This window comes from Anaerococcus obesiensis ph10 (assembly GCF_000311745.1).
In the GTDB taxonomy this organism is placed as follows: domain Bacteria; phylum Bacillota; class Clostridia; order Tissierellales; family Peptoniphilaceae; genus Anaerococcus; species Anaerococcus vaginalis.
On the sequence record NZ_HE978531.1, the window covers coordinates 277,035 to 294,415 of the forward strand.

Annotated in this window: 19 protein-coding genes and 1 pseudogene; all 20 read left to right on the forward strand. The window is 26.7% G+C overall.

What is annotated here, in order from left to right; all coding sequences use genetic code 11:
• The 20 genes and pseudogenes from HGAG_RS01420 to HGAG_RS01510 all read left to right on the forward strand — a co-directional run bounded on the left by HGAG_RS01420 (position 1) and on the right by HGAG_RS01510 (position 17,353).
• Complete coding sequence (locus HGAG_RS01420) at positions 1 to 540, forward strand: NUDIX hydrolase (RefSeq protein WP_004838911.1); 540 nt, start codon at positions 1 to 3, stop codon at positions 538 to 540.
• On the forward strand, positions 530 to 1,243 hold the full coding sequence (locus HGAG_RS01425; protein ID WP_019117599.1) for a segregation and condensation protein A: 714 nt from the start codon (positions 530 to 532) through the stop codon (positions 1,241 to 1,243). The genes HGAG_RS01420 and HGAG_RS01425 overlap by 11 nt, the downstream gene beginning before the upstream one ends.
• Complete coding sequence (gene scpB / locus HGAG_RS01430; protein WP_019117600.1) at positions 1,236 to 1,772, forward strand: SMC-Scp complex subunit ScpB; 537 nt, start codon at positions 1,236 to 1,238, stop codon at positions 1,770 to 1,772. The genes HGAG_RS01425 and scpB overlap by 8 nt, the downstream gene beginning before the upstream one ends.
• Complete coding sequence (locus tag HGAG_RS01435) at positions 1,762 to 2,457, forward strand: pseudouridine synthase (protein ID WP_019117601.1); 696 nt, start codon at positions 1,762 to 1,764, stop codon at positions 2,455 to 2,457. The genes scpB and HGAG_RS01435 overlap by 11 nt, the downstream gene beginning before the upstream one ends.
• 2 nt (positions 2,458 to 2,459) lie before the next feature.
• A complete protein-coding gene (locus HGAG_RS01440) occupies positions 2,460 to 3,686 on the forward strand; it encodes a BaiN/RdsA family NAD(P)/FAD-dependent oxidoreductase (RefSeq protein ID WP_019117602.1) in 1,227 nt (408 codons plus the stop codon).
• The gene (gene cmk / locus HGAG_RS01445) at positions 3,679 to 4,329 is read left to right on the forward strand and encodes a (d)CMP kinase (protein WP_019117603.1); all 651 of its coding nucleotides are present in this window, start codon (positions 3,679 to 3,681) and stop codon (positions 4,327 to 4,329) included. Before HGAG_RS01440 ends, cmk begins: the two co-directional genes overlap by 8 nt.
• Positions 4,319 to 4,909, forward strand: a complete 591-nt coding sequence (locus HGAG_RS01450; protein WP_019117604.1) for a lysophospholipid acyltransferase family protein — start codon at positions 4,319 to 4,321, stop codon at positions 4,907 to 4,909. Before cmk ends, HGAG_RS01450 begins: the two co-directional genes overlap by 11 nt.
• A 1-nt stretch (position 4,910) precedes the next feature.
• Complete coding sequence (locus HGAG_RS01455) at positions 4,911 to 6,986, forward strand: bifunctional 4-hydroxy-3-methylbut-2-enyl diphosphate reductase/30S ribosomal protein S1 (protein ID WP_019117605.1); 2,076 nt, start codon at positions 4,911 to 4,913, stop codon at positions 6,984 to 6,986.
• Between the two features lie 71 nt (positions 6,987 to 7,057).
• The gene (miaB, locus tag HGAG_RS01460) at positions 7,058 to 8,416 is read left to right on the forward strand and encodes a tRNA (N6-isopentenyl adenosine(37)-C2)-methylthiotransferase MiaB (protein WP_019117606.1); all 1,359 of its coding nucleotides are present in this window, start codon (positions 7,058 to 7,060) and stop codon (positions 8,414 to 8,416) included.
• A gap of 20 nt (positions 8,417 to 8,436) precedes the next feature.
• Positions 8,437 to 9,414, forward strand: a complete 978-nt coding sequence (locus HGAG_RS01465; protein ID WP_019117607.1) for a V0D/AC39 family V-type ATPase subunit — start codon at positions 8,437 to 8,439, stop codon at positions 9,412 to 9,414.
• Positions 9,415 to 9,418: 4 nt separating this feature from the next.
• Entirely contained in the window at positions 9,419 to 10,291 is an 873-nt protein-coding gene (locus HGAG_RS01470) for a V-type ATP synthase subunit I domain-containing protein (protein ID WP_019117608.1), read from the forward strand.
• Positions 10,292 to 10,303: 12 nt separating this feature from the next.
• A complete protein-coding gene (locus tag HGAG_RS11840; protein ID WP_244263794.1) occupies positions 10,304 to 10,765 on the forward strand; it encodes a V-type ATP synthase subunit I in 462 nt (153 codons plus the stop codon).
• Complete coding sequence (locus tag HGAG_RS10375) at positions 10,762 to 11,718, forward strand: V-type ATP synthase subunit I (RefSeq protein WP_244263832.1); 957 nt, start codon at positions 10,762 to 10,764, stop codon at positions 11,716 to 11,718. Before HGAG_RS11840 ends, HGAG_RS10375 begins: the two co-directional genes overlap by 4 nt.
• 10 nt (positions 11,719 to 11,728) lie before the next feature.
• Positions 11,729 to 12,154, forward strand: a complete 426-nt coding sequence (locus HGAG_RS01480; protein WP_004838899.1) for an ATP synthase subunit C — start codon at positions 11,729 to 11,731, stop codon at positions 12,152 to 12,154.
• 1 nt (position 12,155) lies between these two features.
• Positions 12,156 to 12,392 (forward strand): V-type ATP synthase subunit F, encoded by a 237-nt coding sequence (locus HGAG_RS01485; RefSeq protein WP_004838898.1) that lies wholly within the window; start codon positions 12,156 to 12,158, stop codon positions 12,390 to 12,392.
• A 14-nt stretch (positions 12,393 to 12,406) separates the two neighbouring features.
• Positions 12,407 to 13,027, forward strand: coding sequence for a hypothetical protein (locus HGAG_RS01490; protein ID WP_019117610.1), 621 nt, complete (start codon positions 12,407 to 12,409; stop codon positions 13,025 to 13,027).
• Entirely contained in the window at positions 13,011 to 14,762 is a 1,752-nt protein-coding gene (locus HGAG_RS01495) for a V-type ATP synthase subunit A (protein WP_019117611.1), read from the forward strand. Before HGAG_RS01490 ends, HGAG_RS01495 begins: the two co-directional genes overlap by 17 nt.
• On the forward strand, positions 14,759 to 16,132 hold the full coding sequence (locus tag HGAG_RS01500) for a V-type ATP synthase subunit B (RefSeq protein ID WP_019117612.1): 1,374 nt from the start codon (positions 14,759 to 14,761) through the stop codon (positions 16,130 to 16,132). The genes HGAG_RS01495 and HGAG_RS01500 overlap by 4 nt, the downstream gene beginning before the upstream one ends.
• A 31-nt stretch (positions 16,133 to 16,163) precedes the next feature.
• Positions 16,164 to 16,747: pseudogene (locus HGAG_RS10380) on the forward strand (V-type ATP synthase subunit D).
• Positions 16,748 to 16,816: 69 nt separating this feature from the next.
• On the forward strand, positions 16,817 to 17,353 hold the full coding sequence (locus tag HGAG_RS01510; RefSeq protein ID WP_019117614.1) for a TIGR01440 family protein: 537 nt from the start codon (positions 16,817 to 16,819) through the stop codon (positions 17,351 to 17,353).
• Positions 17,354 to 17,381 lie beyond the last annotated feature (28 nt).

Sequence of the window (17,381 nt, forward strand, 5' to 3'; positions counted from 1 at the left end):
ATGGATAATTATGAAAAAACGATAAAAGTTGACAACATTTATGAAGGAAAAATTCTTTCTTTGAGAGTTGAAACTGTGGAAATGCCTGATAAAAAGTATTCAAAAAGAGAAATAGTAGATCACGTTAAAGGCGTAGGAATAATTGCTTTTGATGGGGAAGATTCTATTTATTTGGTACGTCAATATAGAAAGGCAATCGATGAATTCACTTTAGAAATTCCTGCTGGTTTGGTTGAAGTAAATGAAAAACCAATTGAAACTGCAAAAAGAGAATTGCAAGAAGAAATTGGTTATAAACCATTAGATATTGAATATTTGTTTGATATGCACGCATCTCCTGGTTTTACAAACGATAAATTATCATTCTTTTTGGCTAAAAATTTGGAAGAATCAAAATTAGAATTAGATGAAGATGAATTTTTAGAAAAAAAATCATATAAAATTGAAGATGTTTATAATATGGTAATTAACGGCGAAATCACAGATGCTAAAACAATAATAGCTGTAATGTATGCAAAAAGATTGATTGATGAAAAGTAATAGTTTAAATATTGATTTAGAAGTTTACACAGGACCATTTGATGTCTTGTTAAGACTTATAGAAAAACAAAAAGTAGATATTTATGACATAAAAATAGAAGATATAACAAGCCCTTACATGGAGGCTATCAATGAAATGGATATTCCTCTTGGTCAATTAAGTGAGTTTATTTATATATCTTCTATTTTGTTATACATAAAATCTAGTAAATTGATGCCAAAAGATAAAAATGATACAGTAGAAGAAGATTTTATTTCATATCTTATAGAATATAAAAAAATAAAAAGTGTAGAAGATGATTTAAAAATTCTTGAAAATGAAGCGAAATCTTATTATACAAAATACCAAGAAGATTTATCAAAATATAAGTCAAACGATGAAATAATTAGTAAAGATGTAAATATTTTAAAAAATGAATTTATAAAATTAATAAGAGCTTACAAGAATGAAAAAATAGAAAAACCAGATCTTATTAAATCAATTAAAAGACTTGATGTAAATGATTATATAAAAAAAATAAGAAATACATTAAAATTTACAAAATCAATAAGGCTAAATAAAATTACAGATGAAATAAAATCAAAAGATGCTTGTATAGGAACATTTTTAGCACTTCTTGAGCTTGTAAGATTAAAGGAAATATACTTGGAAGAAGAAAAAATAAATGAATTTTTGATAGTAAAAAGGGATAAGAATGAATAGTGATTACTTAAAAGGAATTATTGAAGAAATTTTATATATTTGGGGCGAACCGATTGACATCAATGATCTTGGAAAAATTATATTTGACGCCGAAAAATCTGAAATAAGAAAGGCAATTAATGAGATGGTTGATGACAGGAATTTAAAATCTTCGGGACTTATTATAAAAAAATATGAAGATAAATACCAATTTGCAACCAGACCAGATCACGAAAAATATATTTCAAATATAGTAAAAAAATCGGAGAAAAATTTATCTAATTCTTCTTTAGAAACCCTATCAATTATTGCATACAAGCAACCAATAACAAGAGCAGAAATTGATAAAATAAGAGGAGTCAAATCCCAATCAACAATAGATTCTCTTTTAGATAAAAAACTTATAAAAGAAAATGGCAGACTTGATAAAATCGGAAAGCCTATTATATATGTTACAACTGATCTTTTTTTAAAGTATTTTAATATTTCAAATCTTGACCAATTGCCAAAAATTGATGAAAAAATAGATGGAGAAATTGATGAGGATTAATAAATATATAGCAAAAACAGGATTTGCATCAAGAAGAAAAAGCGAAGAATATATAAAAAATGGTAAAGTTTATGTAAATGGAAATAAATTAGAAGACTTATCATATCAAGTAAAAGAAACAGATGAAGTTAAAATTGATGGAAAAATTTTAAAAATTCAAAAAAATTTCTACTATAAATTAAATAAATCTATTGGATATATCTCATCAAATTATGATCCTCACAACGAAAAAGATTTAAATAAGTTGCTTAATATTGATGAGAGATTTTTTTGTGCGGGAAGGCTTGACAAAGATAGTCATGGTCTTATGATAATTACTAATGATGGCAAAATAACAAATAAAATAATTCATCCAAGTAAAAAAATTGATAAAATTTATATAGTTAAGGTAGATAAAAAACTTACAGCTTACCAAGAAAAAATTTTTATGGATGGGGTAAAATTATCGCAAAAAGAAATAACATCGGATGCAAAAATTTCTTTAATAGATAAAGAAAAAATTACTTACAAAGTTACAATTCATCAAGGCTACAATAGGCAAATTAGAAGAATGTTTGAATATTTCAAAATAAAAGTTTTAGATTTAAAAAGAATAAAAATAGGACAAATTTGTCTTGATGATTTAAAAGATGGAGATTATAAAAAATTAAGTAAAAAAGAAGTGGAATATTTAGAAAGTTTATAAAAATGGATATTGGAATAATTGGAGCAGGAGCAGGCGGTATTTTTACTGCAATAAATGCTAAAAACGAAAAAAATAAAATAACTTTAATAGAAAAAAATGACAAAATTGGCAAGAAAATATTTATTACCGGAAAAGGCAGGTGTAATATTACTAATGCCAAATTTTTTGATGAATTTTTGGATAATATTCTTGTAAACAAAAAATTTATGTATTCGTCATTTACAAATTTTGATAATTATGCTCTTATGGATTATTTGGAAAATAAGGGATTAAAACTTACAACCCAAAGAGGAGATAGGGTTTTTCCAAAAAGTGAAAAATCAAATGACGTGATTAAATTATTTGAAAAGCTTATTAAAGAAAAAAATATAGATTTGAAATTAAATGAAAATGTAAATAAAATCTATAAAGACAAAGATTTAAATAAATTTATTGTTCTTACCCAAAAAAATTCTTATGAATTTGATAAAGTTGTAATTGCAACAGGAGGTCTTTCATATCCGTTGACAGGTTCAACTGGCGATGGTTATAAATTTGCAAAATATTTTTCCCATAAAATTATTAGTACAAAACCGGCTCTTTGTCCAATTAAATTTTTAGATGATGACTTAGATAGCTTAAATGGAATTTCCTTAAAAAATGTAAGCTTGAATGTGGAGTGCGAAGATAAAAAAATTAGTGAATTTGGAGAAATGCTAATAGGAAAAAATTTCATAACTGGACCTATTGTTTTAACTATGTCATCACTAATTAATAGAAAAAAAGTCAAAAATATGTATATTGACCTTAAAGCAGGTCTAGATTTTGAAAAATTAGATAATAGGCTTCTAAGAGATTTTGAAAATAATTCCAATAAAGATGTAGGAAATATTTTAAAAAAACTATTGCTAAATGCTTTTGTAGATGTAGTTTTAAAAAGATCAAATATAGATTTTCATACAAAAGCAAACCAAATTACAAAAGATGAGAGATTTAGATTAATAAAAGAAATTAAATATTTTCATTTAAAATTTAATGGATTAAGTGAAATAAAAAATGCTATTATAACCTCAGGTGGAGTTGATTGTAAAGAACTTGATCCTAAAAATATGCAATCAAAAATAGTTTCTGGTCTGTATTTTGTTGGGGAAGTTACAGATGTTGATGCTCTTACAGGAGGATATAATTTACAAATTGCATTTTCACAAGCCTATGCTTGTGCTAAGGATTTAAGGAGGGAAAATGAGTAATTTTATTATAGCTTTAGATGGACCTAGCGGCTCAGGAAAAAGCACAATAGCAAATATTTTGGCTAAAAAATTAAAAATTTCATATTTAAATACAGGTTCAATGTATAGGGCTGTAACCTTATTTTTTTTAGAAAATAATATAGAAAAATCTGATAAGATTGATATAGATTTGCTTAGAAAAATTAATATCGACATAAAAGGTGACAGGGTATTTTTAAATGAAAAAGATGTAAGCGATAAAATTAGAAATAAGGAAGTAACTGAAAATGTATCATGGGTATCTTCTATTTTCTTAGTTAGAAAATATTTAGTAGATATGCAAAGAAAAATTTCTCAAAATAAATCAATTATTCTTGATGGAAGAGATATTGGCACAGTTGTTTTTCCTAATGCAAAGTACAAATTTTTTCTAGTAGCATCAAGTGAAGTTAGGGCAAAAAGACGATATGAGCAAAATGAAATTGATAAACCTTTAGAAGAAATTCAAAAAGATATAGAAAAAAGAGATTACTTAGATTCACACAGGGAAATTTCTCCATTAAAAAAAGCAGAAGATGCCATAGAAATAGATTCTTCAAATTTAACAATTGATGAAACTATTGAAGAAATTATAAATAAAATGGACAAAGAAGATGTTTTATAGATTTATATATTTAATATTAAGATTAATAGCAACACCTTTGTTTAGGATAAAAGTACACGGTTATGAAAATATTCCACAAGATAGAAAATTTATTGTTTGTGCAAATCACAAATCTTTTCTTGATCCGGTTTTTGTAGCAATGGCTTTAGATAGGCAGATTCATTTTATAGCAAAAAAAGAATTATTTGAAATACCAATTTTAAAAAATATATTAAAATCTTTAAATGCAATACCAGCTCAAAGAGATGGAAAAGATTTATCGGTTTTAAGAGATTCAATAAAATTAATAAAAACAGGAAAAATTTTAGGAATATTTCCTGAAGGAACAAGAGTTAAGGAAATAAAAAGAGAAAATATAAAAGATGGTGCAGGATATATTGCACTTAAATCAAAAACTGATATATTAACAATAGAAATTTTATCTTCTTATAAGCCATTTTGTAAAACAGATTTATACATAAAAAATCTTATACAAATTGAAGATTTTGAAAAATATAAATCAAAAGATGCAATGGAAAAAATTATGGATAAAACTTATGAGAAAATGTATGAAAATCACAAATTTTTAAGAAAGGTTTGAGATGAAAGTAATAGTTGCGAAAAATTCTGGCTTTTGTAATGGAGTTAGAAGAAGTGTTGACCTTGCAAATAAAGCAAGCGAAAAAAATATAAAAACATATACACTAGGGCCTTTGGTTCACAATCCAACGCAAGTTAAAATGCTTGAAAAAAAAGGCGTAAGTGTTGTAGATGAAAATGAAGTTTTAAAAATAAAAAATTCACAAATAGTAATAAGAAGTCATGGAGTAAGTGAAAATTTAAAAGAAAATCTTAAAAAAAATTCTAATGAAGTTGTTGATGCAACTTGCCCAGTTCTTTTAAATATTTACAAAAAAATAATTGAAAAAGAAAATGAAGGATACACCGTAGTAATTATTGGAGATAAAGAACATCCGGAAATAAAAGCTATGGCATCTTACGTAAATAATGGTATAATAATAAAAGATGAGACTGAAGCAAAAAATATTACAAATATGTCAAAACTTTATGTTGTTAGTCAAACAACAAACAGAATTGATTTTTTTGAGAATATTGCTCATGAGTTAGAGAAGACGAATGATGATGTAGTAATAGAAAATACAATCTGCAATGCTACAAGATTAAGGCAAGAAGCATGTAAGAGCCTATCAAAAGAAGTTGATTGTATGATTGTTGTTGGTGGTTTTAATAGTTCGAATACAAACAAGCTTTATCAAATAGCACAAAAGTATTGTGAAAATGTTCAAAGAATAGAAACTGTTAAAGATCTACCTTTGCAAAAGCTCTCAAATTTTAATATAATAGGGGTAATCGCTGGTGCGTCCACACCAGATCAGGTTATCGAGGAGGTAGTTAATAGGATGGATGATTTAACAAATGAAGAATTAATGAACAGCATTGAAGATAGTATGAAGAAAATATATCCTAGAGATGTTGTAAACGGAACAATTATTGATGTGAAAGATGATGAAGTTTTCGTAGACATTCAATATCGTGCAGATGGTATTGTAAAATTGGATGAAATGACTGAAGAACAAAGAGAAAATCCAAAAGATAATTTTGAAATCGGTCAAGAAGTAGAAGTTTATGTTATAAAACTTGATGATGGAGAAGGCAATGTTTCATTATCTACTAGAAGAGTAGAAGGAATGAAAAATTGGAAAAACCTTAGAGAAGCTTACGAAAATGACCAAACTGTTGAAGGTGATGTAACAGGAGCAAACAAAGGTGGTCTTACAGCTAGAGTTATGGGAATCAATGGATTTGTTCCTGCAAGCCAAATAGCTCCATATTTTGTTAAAAACTTCAAAAAATTTGTTGGAGAACATTGGGATCTTAAAATCATTTCAATAGATGAGAGAAAAAATCGTCTAGTTTTATCAAGAAAAGACATTGTTGAAGAAAAACTTGATGAACAATGGGATGAATTAGAAGAAGGACAAGTTATAACAGGAAAAGTTGCAAGACTTACAGATTTTGGTGCTTTCATTGAAATAGGAAGTCTTGATGGATTACTTCACGTATCTGATATAGCTTGGACAAGAGTAGAACATCCAAAGGATGTTTTAAATATCGGCGATGATATTGAAGTTAAAATTTTAAAATTAAACAAAGAAAAAAATAGAATTTCGCTTGGAAGAAAACAACTTCTTGAAAAACCATTTGCAGAATTTACAAATGAACATGAAGTTGGAGATGTTATAACAGGAAAAGTTGTAAATCTTTTAGACTTTGGTGCTTTCGTTGAAGTTAGCGAAGGAGTTGAAGGATTAATTCACGTTTCTGAAATTTCATGGGATCATGTTGAAAAACCATCAGATGAATTAAATGTTGGTGATGAAGTAGAAGTTAAAATTTTAAGCATTGACCCAGAAGAAGAAAAAATTGGTCTTTCAATTAAAGCTTTAAAAGAAGCCCCAGAAAGAATTGAAAGAAAACCAAGAAGAAATAACGAAGAAAATAAAAACAGATCTAATGCTAAAGCTAAAAGAAAAGCTGAAAAGAAAGAATCAAATAACGAATTTGGCGATAATGATTTAAATAATAACATTGGATTTGCTATAGAAGAAGTACTATCAGGTATAGAAATAGAAGACGAAGATTCTACTGAAGAATAATATCTGATAAATTACAATTATACAAAAAAGAGATGGTCTAGATCATCTCTTTTTTAGCTGTAAGGAGATATATGCAATTAAAAAATAATGAAAAATATAAGAATTATTTTGAAAATAAAAAATATAATATAACAACCTTTGGTTGTCAGATGAATGAACATGATTCTGAAAGAATTTCTTATATATTAGAAGATTTAGGTTATACAAAAACTGATGATAGAAATAATGCTGATTTTATTTTATTTAACACTTGTCTTGTAAGAGAGAATGCTGAATTAAAACTTTATGGTCAAGTATCAAGTTTAAAAAAATTAAAAGAAAAAAATCCTGAAAAAATTATAGCAGTATCAGGTTGTATGATGCAAACTAGCGTTGCTAGAGAAGTTATAGAGAAAAAACACAAAGAAGTTGATATAATTTTTGGAACTAAAAATATAAATTCTTTGCCAGATCTTTTATTTAAATATTTAGAAACAGGCGAAAGAGTAATTGATGTTTCAGAAGATAATGTAAAAGATGATTACGTAAATTATAATAGCAAAAATAATTTTCAAGCTTATGTAAATATAATGAGAGGCTGCGATAATTTCTGTTCATATTGTATAGTTCCTCAATCAAGGGGAAGAGAAGAAAGTAGAAGACCATCTCACATTATTGAAGAAATTGAAAATTTAGTTAAAAATGGCTATAAAGAAATCACACTTTTAGGACAAAATGTAAATTCTTATGGAAACAAATCAGACTTTAATGTAACTTTTCCAGAGCTTTTAGAAAAATGCGCAAAAATTGAAGGGGTTGAAAGATTAAGATTTACAACAAGTCATCCAAAAGACTTATCTGATGATTTAATTAGAGTTATTAAAGAAAATGATAATATATGTAATTATTTCCACCTTCCTATGCAATCAGGTTCTGACAAAGTTCTAAAAGATATGAATAGAAAATATAATAAAGAACAATATTTAGAAAAAGCTAGAAAATTAAAAGAAGAGATTCCTGGTATTGCAATTTCTACGGATATTATTGTAGGTTATCCTACTGAAACAGAAGAAGATTTTCAAGAAACTTTAGATGTTTGTAGAAAAGTAGGATTTGATACTGCTTTTACTTTTAAATATTCTCCAAGACCAAAAACAAAAGCTGCTAAATTGGATCCAATTGACGATAAAATTGTTCAAGATAGGTTTGATAGATTACTGGATACTCTTTATCCAATATTTAATGAAAAAAATAAAGAATATGTAGGTAAAGTTGTTGAAGTCTTGTTAGAATCTGAAAGTAAAAATAATAAAGATGTTTTGACTGGTAGAACAGATACTTTTAAACTTGTTCATGTAAAAGCAGATAAGAAATTAATAGGGCAAATTGTCAAGGTAAAAATAACAGATAACACTTCATTTACAATATCAGGAGAACTAGTCCAAGATTAAATATTAAGAAAGAAGGCACTATGAAAGCTTATGTAGTAAAAGCAAAAGCTAAACTTGGGAAATTGCCTAGTAAAGAAATTTGTAGAGATTTATTGTACGAAGACAGTTTGGAAAGAAAATTAGATATTATTAGAGCAAATAAAAGTGAAATACCTAATATTTACTCTAAAAAAGATGTGGAAATTTTTCTTTCCAATAGCTTATATGACGATTTAAATTCATTTTTGAAATTTCTTAAAGGAGAAGAGAAAAATTTCTTTATAAAATATATTTCAAAATTCGAACTACAATTAATTCAATTAATTGTTCAGGCAATTTTAAATGAGCATTTGAAAGACAGTTTAGATATTATAAAAAGAGAAAAATTTTCTCAAAACATAAATGTATCGAAAGACGATGATTTTCAAACTTTTGTAGAAAAATCTAAGTCAACTAGGTACTATAGAACTCTTTATCCATTTTTAAATGAAAATATGCAAAAAAATTCTATAATTTTTCTAATATCTAATTCATTAAATAAATTTTACTATAGAGACCTTTTAGAAGAAACTAAAAAACTTCCAAAAAATCTTGCTAAGGAGCTTAGAGAATTTATAGGTAGAGAAATTGATATTTTTAATATTGAAATGTTATTTAGATTAAAAAACTACTTTATTTTAAATGATTATGAAATATTTAATTATTTAATTGAAGGAGGCAAATACCTAAAAACAGAAGATTTAAAAAAATTATCAAAATTAAGTCTAGATAAAGTTAAGGAAAGAATATTAGGAAGTCCTTATAATTCATTATTTAATAATTCCTCTAATTTCTATAAAGCAAAGAAAGATTTATTGAGTGATAATTCAAAAAGATTAAATAATTCAAAATATGATTTGCTCAAATTAATTTATATAGTTGATATGATGGAAGTTTCTAATAAAAATATCATAAGTATGCTTGAATTTGATGAAACTTTTGATAAGGATGAAAAGAAGCATTATATAATAAAGAGGTGATAAAATGGCTGTTGAAAAAATGCACTTAGTTAATATAATGGCTAAACTTGAAAATTTAGATGATTTTCTAGAAGATTTAATTAACATTGATGAATTTGATCAAGTTGATGCCTTTAGGCAAGTACAAAACAGAGAGTTTTCTATAAAAGCTAGCGAAGAAAATATCGATAAAACAGAGGACTTTAATGAGCTAGATAGCTTTGAAAAAATAGATTCTACTTTTATAAAAAATCTTGAAGATATTAAAGAATTTTTGAATTTAGAAGATTCCGATAATGGGAAAAGAATTAATGATGAAAAACTTAAAAATTTGCTAAAAATGCTTGAAGATAATATAGAAAAGAAAAAGAATTTAGAAGAAAGAAACAAAAAACTTGAAGAATATATAAATAACTTACAAGCACTTGAAAACGAGGAAATTAATATAAATAAAATTACAAATTTAAATTATTTTAATTATAGATTGGGAGAAGTTAGTAAAGACGGTAGGTTTATATTAAAAAATAATTACGAATCTATACCATCATTAATTATTCATTTACAAAAAAATGATCCAAATATAAAAACTAATAAGGAAGCTTTGAAAAGTATTTATAGTATTGATGATGAAACGACAAAATTAAGAAATGATACTGATGTAATACTAAAAAATGAAAAAGATAATGTTAATAAAGTTAGTCTTGAACTAAACAAAAATTATGATTCAAAAACTAAGGATGATTCCAATAAAATTTATGATGATATTTTAAAAGAAGCGGATTATAAGAAAAAAGAAATAGAAGAATTTTACGAAGAGCAAAAATTAGAAAGTAAAAAAGTTTTTAATGAAAAGAAAGATAAGTTAGTAAAAGAATTCTTTGAAAAGATTATTGACTAGAAGGCAGGTTTTATGAAATTATTGGAAAAATTAGGATTTAAAGATAAGAATGAAAATAATATAAACCAATCTATTGAAAGTGGGAATGAAGATTATCTTTTAGTTTATCCAAAAAGTGTTGAAGATGAAGTAAATAGAACAATTTCATCTTTGGGTTTTATTGATAAGGATATTCCAGAAAATAAAAGTTTAGAAGAAATAAAAAAAGAATACCAAGAAAATAAAATTAAGCTTAAAAAAATAAATGAAAATCTAGAAAAAATCAAAATTGATAATATAGATGAATTGAAAAACCTTCCAAAAACTATAGATTTTTATAAGAAGTCTTCTAAAATAAAAGATAAAATGTTAAAAGGTAGAAAGTATTTTTATCTTTCAGGTTGGGTACCAGAATCAAAATTACAAGTTGTAAAAGATTCTGTAGAAAAATATGAAGATAGTTTGGTAGATCAAAAAAAAATAGCCAGACAATAGCAAACCCACCAACTAAATTAAAAAATAATAAACTAACTAGGCCCTTTGAGTTTTTGGTTAATATGTATGGAGCACCAAACTACAATGAAATAGATCCGACAGGATTTTTCGCAATAACTTATATGCTTTTGTATGGAATGATGTTTGGGGATCTAGGACAAGGATTAATTTTCATCTTAGCTAGTTTTCTAGTAGAAAAGAAAAATAAAATATTTGGTCAATTAGTAAGAAGAATAGGATTTTCTGCTTGCTTTTTTGGCATAATGTATGGATCATTTTTTGGAATTGAAGATTTAATACCAACATTATTAATTAAACCATTTGATAATATTTTAAAAGTATTAGTTGCTTCAGTCGCCTTTGGAGTTATTCTAATTCTTATATCCTATATCTTAGGAATTTATAATAAACTTCACAAGCAAAAAGATTTAGAAGAAGGAGTTTTTGGAAAAGAAGGTATAGCAGGATTAATTATGATGATTTCATTTATTTTAATCATTTTAAATATTGTAAAAATTAATCCATTGCCAATGAAATTTTCAATAACTTTACTTGTATTATCAATTATATTGATGATATTTAAACAACCAATTTCTAGAAAAATATTAGGAATTAATCCAATATATGATCAATCTTCTGCTGATTATTATATAGAAAGTTCATTTTCTATAATTGAAGCTTTGCTTTCTGTATTTTCAAATCTTGTTTCTTTTACAAGAGTAGGTGCGTTTGCTATAAACCACGTAGGTTTATATATGGCTTTTGAAGTTATGAGTAAGCTTGTAGGCGGAGGAATTATAGGAATTATTATTTTAATATTTGGAAATATTTTAATAATAGGACTTGAAGGAATGATTGTATTTATTCAAGGTTTAAGATTAGAATTTTATGAAATGTTTAGTAAATATTACAAGGGAGATGGACAAAAATTTAGTCCAATAAGTAAATTATAAGGAGAAAATAATGATTTTAATTTCAATATTAGCATTAGCATGCGTTGTTATAACAATTTATTCAGGTTTGTACTTATTAAAAAATAATGAAGATAGCTCTAAAGAAAAAATAAGAAAAGCTTTAAAAATAAATTTATCTACATTTATTCCAATAATGGTTATGATTTTGGTTTTAGTTTTACCAAACGGTGTTAAAGCAGCTACAGCTGGAAGTGCTAGTGAAACAGCAAGCGGCTTGAAATATATTGGGGCAGCCTTATCAACAGGTCTTGCAACAATAGGAACAGGATATGCAGTTGGTCAAGTAGGCTCAGCAGCTCTTGGAGCAATTTCAGAAGATGCATCAATTCTTGGAAGAACAATAATTTTCGTAGGACTTGCTGAAGGTATTGCAATCTTTGGTGTAATTATTTCTATAATGATTTTATTTGCTTAAAATGAAAGCAAAAGTAATTACAAATGACTTATCTTTTCTTCTTGGCTTTAGGCTTGGAGGAATTGATGGTTTGATTTTAGAAAATGAAGAAGAAATATCTTATAATTTTAAAGATTTTACAAAAGAAAAAGACTTAGCTTTAATTATATTTTCAAAATATTGCTATGAGAAAATAAAAGATGAGGTAGAAAATTATAGGGTAGAAAATGCTACTCCTTTAGTAGTAGTTTTAGATTAGTAAAGGAGACTTAAATGCTAGATTTAAGTGCAAAAATTTCAAGCTTTAGGAAGATGGTTTGGTCAAATGAAAAAAGAAAAAGCGAAAAAGAATTATATGATTCAACAGACTTTTCTTCAAAAACTTTAAATGAAATTAAGGATAATTTAGATAAAAATTATAAGCTTTATATAGAAAAAAGAAAAGAATTTGCCAATGCAAGAAAAAATGAAAAAATTGCAAATATTTCTCAAAATAAAAAAACTTCATATAACAAATTCAAAGAATCTTTGCTTGATGAATTAATTGAAGAAATTAAAGATGAATTAAAAAATTATTCAAATAGTAATGAATATAAGAAAAAACTTGCAATAAAGGCAAATGAAATATATAAGAATTTATCAGAAAATGATAAAGATTTGATTTTATGTGTAAAAAAATCTGACCAAGAATTATTTGATTTTAAAACAGAAGAAATGGATGATTCGAAAATAGGAGGCTTTATTATAAAAAATAAAGATTTAACTTATCAATATGATTATTCCTTAGAAAAGAAATTAGATAATTATAAATATGAAATAGGAAGCAAATTTTATAAAATAATTTCTGATGAATTTGAAAAAGAAATGGAGGATAAGGATGACTCCAACAATTAAATCTATAAATGGTCCTGTAATAAAGGCAAGAAATGCGTCAGATTTAAAAATAAGAGAGATGGTAACTGTAGGTAAACTTAAACTTATTGGAGAAGTTGTTTCGATAGATGGGGATTATGCAATAATTCAAGTTTATGAAGATACTTCAGGTTTAAAAATAAATGACGAAATAATAAAAACAAATAGACCCTTATCAGTAAGACTTGGCCCTGGGATGATTGGAAATATGTTTGATGGAATCCAAAGACCGCTAGATAAAATTGCTTTAAATCATGGCTCTTTTATTCCATCAGGACTTGGACTTTCAAATCTTGATGAAAAGAAAAAATGGGATGTAAAAATCAAAGTAAAAGTTGGCGATAAAATAAAAAAAGGTCAAATATATGCAACTATTGATGAAAGTCCAATAATTGAACATAGGCTAATGTCAAATTTTGATGGAGAAGTCCTAGAAGTTTTAGATGATGGAAAATATTGTATTGAAGATACAATTGTAAAAGTTAAAACTAAAGAAAAAATTGAAGATTTAAAATTGTATCAATATTGGCCTGTAAGAGTTCAAAGACCGATTAAAAGAAATAAACCTTTAAGTGAACTTTTACTTACTGGTCAAAGAGTTTTGGATATATTTTTTCCTGTTGCAAAGGGAGGAACAGTTGCAATTCCTGGAGGATTTGGAACAGGAAAGACTATGCTTCAACACCAATTAGCTCAATATTCTAATGCAGATATAATTATTTATATTGGTTGTGGAGAACGTGGTAACGAAATGACTCAAGTTCTCGAAGATTTTCCTAATCTTATTGATCCTAATACAGGCAGAGGATTAATGGAGCGAACAATTCTTATTGCAAATACTTCAAATATGCCTGTAGCTGCAAGAGAGGCGAGTATTTACACAGGAATAACTATGGCTGAATATTTTAGAGATATGGGCTATGATGTTGCTTTGATGGCAGATTCTACATCAAGATGGGCAGAAGCTTTAAGAGAAATTTCTGCAAGACTTGAAGAAATTCCAGCGGAGGAAGGATACCCAGCTTATCTTGGCTCACGACTTTCACAATTTTATGAAAGAGCAGGCGATTTTATAAATTTAAATGGAAGTCATGGTTCTGTTACTCTTATTGGAGCAGTTTCTCCAACAGGTGGAGATTTTTCTGAGCCCGTAACAGAAAACACTAGAAGAAGTGTAAATGTATTTTTGGGACTTGATAAAAATCTTGCTTATTCAAGACATTATCCTGCTATAAATTGGTTAAATTCATATTCAAATTACCTAAATCAAATGGCAAATTATTATGAAAATATTAGTGGGGAAGATATAGTTTCTTTAAGAAATAAAATGATGGAAATTTTAACTGAGGAAGACAAATTGCAATCAATAGTAATGCTGGTAGGAAAAGATTCCCTATCAGATAAGCAAAAAAATCTTTTGGATGTAGCAAGTATGATTAAAATTGCTTTTCTTCAACAAAATGCCTTTAATGATACCGATAAATATGTTCCATTAAATAAGCAAATTCAAATGCTAAAAGTTATAGAAAATTATTATAATATTTCAAAAAATTTAATCGAAGAAGGAATATCTTATAAAAATATTTACGATAAAACATTAATAGCCAAAATTAATTCAATGAAATATGATATTAAAAATGATGAAATTGAAAAATTTGCATCACTAAATAACAATATTCAATCATATTTTCAAAGTGTGAAAGAAGGTAATAAATGAAAAAGCAATATACAAAAATCAAAAAAATTGAGGCCTCAATTATTGAACTTGATAAGGTAGAAGATATTGCTTACAATGCTGTGGTAAAAGTAAACACTTTGGGAGAAAATTTTATTGGTCAAGTTGTAAAAATTGATGATGATACAGTTACAGTAGAAGTTTTTGGAAATACACAAGATTTTTCCTTAAATGATATTGTTGTAGAATTTGAGGAAAAACCTTTAGAAATTCCTTTAAACGAATCTATTTTGGGAAGAATTTTTAATGGGATTGCAAGACCAATTGATGATGGTGGAGAAATTTATTCTGATAAATTTTATTCGGTTGAAGGAAATCCTCTAAATCCTGTTTCTAGAGAATATCCAAGAAATTTTATCCAAACAGGAATTTCATCAATAGATATTCTTACGACATTAATTCGTGGACAAAAACTTCCAATTTTTTCTGGATCAGGAATGCCACACAACGAAATCGCAGCCCAAATTGTAAGGCAAGCAAAATTAAAAACTGAAGAGGATTTTTGTTTTGTTTTTGCAGCTATGGGAATTAAAAAAGATGAAGCTATGTTTTTTGAAGATGCTTTTACCAAAGCAGGAGTTAAAGATAAGGTAGTAATGTATGAAAATTTGGCAGATGATCCAATTATGGAAAGATTAATTACACCAAAATGTGCCCTTACAGCTGCTGAATATTTGGCTTTTGAAAAAAATAAACACGTTTTGGTAATAATTACAGACATTACATCTTATGCAGAAGCTCTTCGTGAAGTTTCTTCAATTAGACAAGAAGTCCCTTCTCGTAAAGGCTATCCTGGATATTTATATTCAGATCTTGCAAGTTTATATGAAAGAGCTGGTATGATTGATGGAGTTAATGGTTCTGTAACTTTAATTCCAATTTTAACAATGCCAAATGATGATATTACTCATCCAATCCCAGATTTAACGGGATATATTACAGAAGGACAAATTGTAATTGATAGAAGCTTAGATCAAAAAGGAATTTATCCTCCAATAAATATTCTTCCTTCTTTATCAAGACTTATGAAAGATGGAATTGGAGAAGGCTTTACAAGAAGTGATCATGATGATTTGATGAATCAGCTTTACGAATCTTATTCAAAAGTTCAAGAAATTAGAAATATTTCTCAAATAGTTGGAGAAGATGACTTATCAGATTTGGATAAAAAATATTTGGATTTTGGTAAAAATTTTGAAAATAGATTTTTAAGCCAAGATTCTTATGAAAATAGGAGTTTGGAAGATTCTTTGGATTTGGGATGGGATATTTTAAAAATTTTACCAATTGAAGAAATTCACAGGGTAAGCAAGGAAAATAAGGAAAAATATTTGGGAGCTAAATATGACTGAAACAAAATTTGCCCCAACTAAGGCAAATTTGATGAAGGCAAAAAATCAATTAAGCCTAATCAATGAAGGTTATGATATTCTTGATAAAAAAAGAAAAGCTTTGATAGGTCAATATAATGCAAAAATAAATCAAAGAAATGAATTGAATAAAATTGTTAATTCTTGCATTAAAGATGTTAAAAAAAATATAAAAAAAGCAATTGTAACAACTGGGGAAGATAGGTTAAAATCGATAGCCTTATCAGTTCCCCTAGATGAATCCATTACTTTGAAAGAAAAAAAGTTTATGCAAACAAAAATTTTTGAAATTGATTTTGATTCGAAAAAATTGGACTTATCGTATTCATTAAATTTGACTAATTCTTTATTTGATGAGGCTCTTTTGTCATTGAATGATTTAAAAGAGAAAGTATATAAACTTGCAGAGCTTGATACAACTATTAAAAATTTGGATACAGAAATAAAAAAACATCCAAAAAAGTAAATTCATTAGAAAAAGTTCAAATTCCAAATTATAAGGCTATAATTAAATCAATTTCTAGCCAAATTGAAGAGAGAGAAAGAGAAGAATTTTCTAAAACAAAAATGATTAAAGACAAAAAAATTAATAAGTAAAAGATAGGTGCTTATGTCATCTATCTTTTTTTATTGGGTATATTTCTAATAGAGTGATTAGGAGGGGTTATGGAAGATATAAAAAATGAAGTTAAAAAAGCTTGTTTGGAAATTCTTGAAAAATCTAAGGCAAAAGCGGGAGATGTTTTTATTCTAGGTGGATCATCTTCTGAAATTTTGGGATATAAAATTGGTTCACATTCGAGTGTAGAAGTTGGAGAGGAAGTTATTAAAACTTTACTTGAAATTTTAAATGAGAAAAAAATTTATCTTGGTGTTGGTGGATGTGAACATATAAATAGGGCGATTGTTGTTGAAAGAGAGCTTGCTTTTAGGGATAGATATGAAATTGTATCTGTCATTCCTCAAATACACGCAGGAGGTTCTTTTGCAACTGCTGCTTATAAATATTTTAAAGATCCTGTTGTAATTGAACATATAAGTGGAGATATTGGTATGGATATTGGAGATGCAAATATAGGGATGCATATAAAATTTGTCCAAGTTCCTCTTAGATTAGAAATTAAAAATATTGGAAATGCTCATTTGACTGCTTTAAAATCTAGACCAAAATTAATTGGTGGAATTAGGGCAAGATACGAATAAAAAAATCCTTGCAAATTAATTTTTGCAA

Coding starts and splice junctions, on each gene's coding strand:
- HGAG_RS01450 (WP_019117604.1), top strand. CDS start 4,319: ATGTTTTATAGATTTATATATTTAATATTAAGATTAATAGCAACACCT.
- HGAG_RS01455 (WP_019117605.1), top strand. CDS start 4,911: ATGAAAGTAATAGTTGCGAAAAATTCTGGCTTTTGTAATGGAGTTAGA.
- HGAG_RS01480 (WP_004838899.1), top strand. CDS start 11,729: ATGATTTTAATTTCAATATTAGCATTAGCATGCGTTGTTATAACAATT.
- HGAG_RS01425 (WP_019117599.1), top strand. CDS start 530: ATGAAAAGTAATAGTTTAAATATTGATTTAGAAGTTTACACAGGACCA.
- HGAG_RS01490 (WP_019117610.1), top strand. CDS start 12,407: ATGCTAGATTTAAGTGCAAAAATTTCAAGCTTTAGGAAGATGGTTTGG.
- HGAG_RS01510 (WP_019117614.1), top strand. CDS start 16,817: ATGGAAGATATAAAAAATGAAGTTAAAAAAGCTTGTTTGGAAATTCTT.
- HGAG_RS01435 (WP_019117601.1), top strand. CDS start 1,762: ATGAGGATTAATAAATATATAGCAAAAACAGGATTTGCATCAAGAAGA.
- HGAG_RS01470 (WP_019117608.1), top strand. CDS start 9,419: ATGGCTGTTGAAAAAATGCACTTAGTTAATATAATGGCTAAACTTGAA.
- HGAG_RS01500 (WP_019117612.1), top strand. CDS start 14,759: ATGAAAAAGCAATATACAAAAATCAAAAAAATTGAGGCCTCAATTATT.
- miaB (WP_019117606.1), top strand. CDS start 7,058: ATGCAATTAAAAAATAATGAAAAATATAAGAATTATTTTGAAAATAAA.
- HGAG_RS01420 (WP_004838911.1), top strand. CDS start 1: ATGGATAATTATGAAAAAACGATAAAAGTTGACAACATTTATGAAGGA.
- HGAG_RS01440 (WP_019117602.1), top strand. CDS start 2,460: ATGGATATTGGAATAATTGGAGCAGGAGCAGGCGGTATTTTTACTGCA.
- HGAG_RS01485 (WP_004838898.1), top strand. CDS start 12,156: ATGAAAGCAAAAGTAATTACAAATGACTTATCTTTTCTTCTTGGCTTT.
- cmk (WP_019117603.1), top strand. CDS start 3,679: ATGAGTAATTTTATTATAGCTTTAGATGGACCTAGCGGCTCAGGAAAA.
- scpB (WP_019117600.1), top strand. CDS start 1,236: ATGAATAGTGATTACTTAAAAGGAATTATTGAAGAAATTTTATATATT.
- HGAG_RS01465 (WP_019117607.1), top strand. CDS start 8,437: ATGAAAGCTTATGTAGTAAAAGCAAAAGCTAAACTTGGGAAATTGCCT.
- HGAG_RS11840 (WP_244263794.1), top strand. CDS start 10,304: ATGAAATTATTGGAAAAATTAGGATTTAAAGATAAGAATGAAAATAAT.
- HGAG_RS01495 (WP_019117611.1), top strand. CDS start 13,011: ATGACTCCAACAATTAAATCTATAAATGGTCCTGTAATAAAGGCAAGA.